Raw genomic sequence first — 4619 nt, forward strand, 5'->3', positions numbered from 1 at the left:
GTGCGTACCGGGCTGAGAGGCGGTGTAAGTGAACTGTAGTTGCCATGTTTTACGGCAATGAGAGCAGAGATAGCGCTGATGTCCGGCAGTGCTTTTGCCGTTACGCACCACGCCTTCAGTAGCGGAGCAGGAAGGACATCTGATGGAAATGGAAGCCACGCAAGCACCTTAAAATCACCATCATACACTAAATCAGTAAGTTGGCAGCATTACCAGTTAGCTAATGTTGCTACTTCCTTCCCTGACTATTGATGATCTGAATGAATTGTCGCGGTAAAATAGCCCCGCCAGGGGGTTCCGGCATGACGACAATTATCTGGAGGAGCCTGATAAAACAATGATCGCTGAACTGTTTACAAATAATGCGCTTAATCTGGTCATTATTTTCGGTAGCTGCGCAGCATTGATTCTGATGAGCTTTTGGTTTCGCCGCGGAAATCGTAAAAGAAAAGGTTTTTTATTCCATGCGGTGCAATTTTTAATCTACACCATAATTATCAGTGCTGTTGGTAGCATTATTAATTATGTTATAGAAAACTATAAACTCAAATTTATCACCCCAGGCGTTATCGATTTTATCTGTACGTCCCTGATTGCGGTTATTCTGACGATTAAGCTATTTTTGCTGATTAATCAGTTTGAAAAACAGCAGATTAAAAAAGGTCGCGATATCACCAGTGCGCGGATTATGTCGCGCATTATCAAAATCACCATTATTGTGGTGCTTGTTCTGCTTTATGGCGAACATTTCGGCATGAGCCTTTCTGGCTTGCTGACCTTTGGTGGTATTGGTGGTCTGGCTGTCGGTATGGCCGGAAAAGATATTCTGAGTAATTTCTTTTCCGGGATCATGCTCTATTTCGACCGTCCTTTCAGTATTGGCGACTGGATCCGTTCACCGGACAGAAATATCGAAGGTACAGTAGCGGAAATTGGCTGGCGAATTACCAAAATTACGACCTTTGATAATCGTCCATTGTACGTACCGAACTCGCTGTTTTCGTCGATCAGCGTAGAAAACCCAGGACGAATGACCAACCGCCGCATTACCACGACCATTGGTTTACGTTATGAGGATGCGGCAAAAGTGGGCGTTATTGTCGAAGCCGTACGTGAGATGCTGAAAAATCACCCGGCCATCGACCAGCGACAAACCTTACTGGTTTATTTCAACCAGTTTGCCGACTCGTCATTGAATATTATGGTTTATTGCTTTACCAAAACCACGGTATGGGCTGAATGGCTTGCTGCACAACAAGACGTTTATTTGAAGATTATCGATATTGTGCAGTCACACGGCGCGGACTTTGCCTTCCCCAGCCAGACGCTGTATATGGATAACATTACACCGCCGGAACAGGGGCGCTAAATCAGACATCACTGGCGTTATCCACAAGGGTAACGCCAGTTCCCATCACATCAATGCTTCACAATATACATAATCCGGCTGTACGCCACATCTTCCGGGTTATTAATGGGATAACCTTTCAGCCACGGCTTGATTAATCGTCCATTGGTATATTGATAAATTGGTGCAATCGGTGCTTGCTCCATGAGGATTTTTTCTGCCGCGTTGTAATCGGCATTACGCGCTTTAACGGTATTTTCCGTCGATGCCTGGGCCAGAACTTTGTCGTATGCCGGATTGTTAAAGCGTGAAATATTTCCTGAATGCGTTGACGTTAATAATGTCAGGAAAGTGGAGGGTTCATTATAATCCCCCACCCATGAGGCGCGGATAACATCAAAATTGCCGGTGTTACGGCTATCGATATAGGTTTTCCATTCCTGATTTTGCAATTTAACATCTACGCCAAGGTTCTTTTTCCACATCGATGCTACAGCAATCGCAATTTTTTGATGGTTTTCTGAAGTGTTATACAAAAGCGTCAGCTTCAGCGGTTTTTGCGGACCATAACCAGCTGCGCTCAACAAAGTTTTTGCCTGCGCATTCAGTTCTTCCTGACTCATTTGTTCAAACGGCGAAGGTTCCGGCGTAAATCCGGCGGTAACATCTGGTGTAAAATGCCACGCTGGCTTTTCGCCCGTTCCCAACACTTTTTCGGTCATCAGGCGGCGATCTATCGTCATACTTAATGCCAGGCGAACGCGCTGATCTGCCGTCGGCCCTTTTTGCGTGTTAAACGCATAATAATAGGTCCCGAGCTGCGGCGGCGTATAAACCTGCCCCGGAATATCCTTCAACAGCTTCTGATACATATTTTTCGGGAAGGATTCGGTGATATCAATATCCCCCGCGAGGTAACGCTTAGTGGCTGCGGATTCCTGATTAATTGGCAGGAAGGTCACTTTTTGCAGTACCGTTTTGGCGTTATCCCAATAATGGGTATTCGGTACCACGACCAGTTTTTCATTGACTACGCGTTCTTTAAGAACATAAGCGCCATTGCCGATCAGATTTCCGGGTTTCGTCCACTCTTTACCGCTTTCTACGTTGGCTTTTTGCACCGGGAAGAAGGCAAAGTTAGCGGTTAAATTCACAAACCACGGCAACGGTTTATCAAGCTGAATTTTCAAGGTATGGGCATCAACTGCGGTGACGCCAAGCTGGTCAGGCGTAGCTTTACCATCAATAATCGCCTGTGCGTTGTTGATTCCCGCCAGCGCGGCAAACCATGCAAATGGCGATAGCGTTTTCGGGTCCACCAGACGCTGCCAGCTGTAGACAAAATCTTGCGCCGTTACCGGTGTGCCATCCGCCCATTTTGCGTTATCGCGCAGGGTAAAAGTCCAGATACGGTTGTCATTACTTTTCCACTGAGTCGCAACGCCGGGGACAATCTCCCCTTTCTCGTTCTGATTCACCAGTCCTTCAAACAGATCGCGAATGACCTGAATCTCTGGCAGGCCCACGGCTTTAGCGGGATCCAGCGACGCAGGCTCATCTTTAATGTGGCGCACCAGCTCCTGCTTCTCTGCCAGTACTGTGCCGCTCGGAACTTCTGCAGCATACGAAAGAGAAATGCTGCTGACCAACAGCGCACAACACGTGACTGAAACAGAGTGCTTCATAAGTTTCCCTCTAACCGACATTAAAATTGATGCGTAATTATTTGTTTCGCCTTAAAGAAATGCAAACAACTTCCATCAAAAAAGTGACACAGGAAGCATAAAATATTTTATGTGTCAATATATTAAATCAGATTTAGTGTAAATAATCGACGCCAAAATGCGGCAAAGCACATAGAACACCGAACACTACGTTCAGGCTTCGCACGTTCAAACCAGTTTTCGGTATCAAAATCAGCATCTGTCGCCATTGTACGAAGAATAAAAAATAACCAAAACGTTGAAAGGAACTGAGAATACGTTAAGAGAGAAATTAAATTAATGTATCAGCAAGTAGTGCTAAACAGCACCTTTATACTTCAGCCTATCTATAAATAATGAGAATGCCGAGCCAGCATGTCGACGGTGTGGATAGTACAGGTGATAACCGGGTAAATCTGGTGTGAATTTATCCAAAACACGTATCAGTTTTTTTTCTTTAATAGCCCGCTCAACCTGATCATAAGGTAGATACGCCAATCCATGCCCATCAATTGCAGCATCAATGATCAGGTCTATCGTATTCAGTAAAAGCTGACCTTCCATGCGAACACGAACTTCACGTCCACCGCGTATTAATCTCCAGCGATTTGCTGTACCCGATGTGGGAAGATACAAATTAATTGCCTGATGATCTATTAATTGTGACACTGACGTTGGAACACTTCGGCGAGAAAAATAATCCGGTGAGCCAACAATAGCCATTGGTATATCTGGCCCGATTCGAATGGCGATCATATCTTTATCCATCTCCCCACCCAGACGGACGCCTGCATCAAAACGTTCAGAAACGACATCGGTCAAACCATAATCAATGGTGAGCTGAATATCAATTTCAGGATGCGATTTCAGGAATGTGCGCATTGCTGGTAACAATATCGTTTTTGCTGCATGTTCTACAGTAGTAATACGTATTGTCCCGGATGGGCGGTTCTGCAGCTCGCTCAGGGATGCCAGGGCTGAATCTATGTCATGCAACATAGGGCCAAGAACAGACAAAAAATGCTCGCCCGCTTCAGTTGGAACAACGCTGCGCGTGGTTCGCGTCAGAAGCCGCAATCCCAATCGTTCTTCTATACGACGCACTATCTGGCTTAAAGCTGACTGCGCCATGCTCAGGCGGGCTGCTGCACGAGTGAAGCTACGCTCCTCTGCAACGACGACAAACGCCATCAGATCAGCGATTTCTTCACGCTTCATTCAGTATCTCCATGCAATCTATTAATCATTTAAATGATAGGTCTAATCATGATTGGATTTGCCCCTATATTTCCAGACATCTGTTATCACTTAACCCATTACAAGCCCGCTGCCGCAGATATTCCCGTGGCGAGCGATAACCCAGCGCACTATGCGGATGCCATTCGTTATAATGCTCGAACGCCTCTGCAAGGTTCTTTGCTGCCGTTAACCCGTCTGGTTTGGGCATGATACTGATGTAGTCACGCTTTATCGTTTTCACGAAGCTCTCTGCTATTCCGTTACTCTCCGGACTCCGCACCGCCGTGTTCTTCGGTTCAAGTCCCAACATCCGGGCGAACTGGCGTGTT

Annotated in this window: 5 protein-coding genes and 1 pseudogene; 1 reads left to right on the forward strand and 5 read right to left on the reverse strand. The window is 46.1% G+C overall.

Annotated features, from left to right (window positions below):
- The coding region (locus BFF42_RS11320) for an IS1 family transposase (RefSeq protein WP_032277379.1) at window positions 1–159 on the reverse strand (159 nt) is incomplete at its 3' end.
- A gap of 178 nt (window positions 160–337) precedes the next feature.
- On the opposite strand from BFF42_RS11320, the gene ynaI reads away from it, so the two are divergent.
- Window positions 338–1369 (forward strand): low conductance mechanosensitive channel YnaI, encoded by a 1032-nt coding sequence (gene ynaI, locus BFF42_RS11325; protein ID WP_000559900.1) that lies wholly within the window; start codon window positions 338–340, stop codon window positions 1367–1369.
- 50 nt (window positions 1370–1419) lie between these two features.
- On the opposite strand, the gene mppA is transcribed toward ynaI, so the two are convergent.
- The 4 genes and pseudogenes from mppA to BFF42_RS11340 form a co-directional block, all read right to left on the reverse strand.
- Window positions 1420–3033 (reverse strand): murein tripeptide ABC transporter substrate-binding protein MppA, encoded by a 1614-nt coding sequence (gene mppA / locus BFF42_RS11330; protein ID WP_000683019.1) that lies wholly within the window; start codon window positions 3031–3033, stop codon window positions 1420–1422.
- A gap of 164 nt (window positions 3034–3197) precedes the next feature.
- Window positions 3198–3272: pseudogene (locus BFF42_RS28575) on the reverse strand (epoxyqueuosine reductase QueH); the annotation flags it as partial.
- Between the two features lie 97 nt (window positions 3273–3369).
- The gene (gene pgrR, locus BFF42_RS11335) at window positions 3370–4269 is read right to left on the reverse strand and encodes a DNA-binding transcriptional regulator PgrR (protein WP_000817680.1); all 900 of its coding nucleotides are present in this window, start codon (window positions 4267–4269) and stop codon (window positions 3370–3372) included.
- Between the two features lie 64 nt (window positions 4270–4333).
- On the reverse strand, window positions 4334–4619 hold a 286-nt coding region (locus BFF42_RS11340; RefSeq protein WP_000318964.1), incomplete at its 5' end, for an integrase core domain-containing protein.

This window comes from Shigella sp. FC1661 (assembly GCF_001712525.1).
GTDB lineage: Bacteria > Pseudomonadota > Gammaproteobacteria > Enterobacterales > Enterobacteriaceae > Escherichia > Escherichia coli.

Excerpts from the sequence above, each read along its gene's own strand:
- pgrR (WP_000817680.1), bottom strand. The coding sequence starts at position 4,269 with ATGAAGCGTGAAGAAATCGCTGATCTGATGGCGTTTGTCGTCGTTGCA.
- mppA (WP_000683019.1), bottom strand. The coding sequence starts at position 3,033 with ATGAAGCACTCTGTTTCAGTCACGTGTTGTGCGCTGTTGGTCAGCAGC.
- ynaI (WP_000559900.1), top strand. The coding sequence starts at position 338 with ATGATCGCTGAACTGTTTACAAATAATGCGCTTAATCTGGTCATTATT.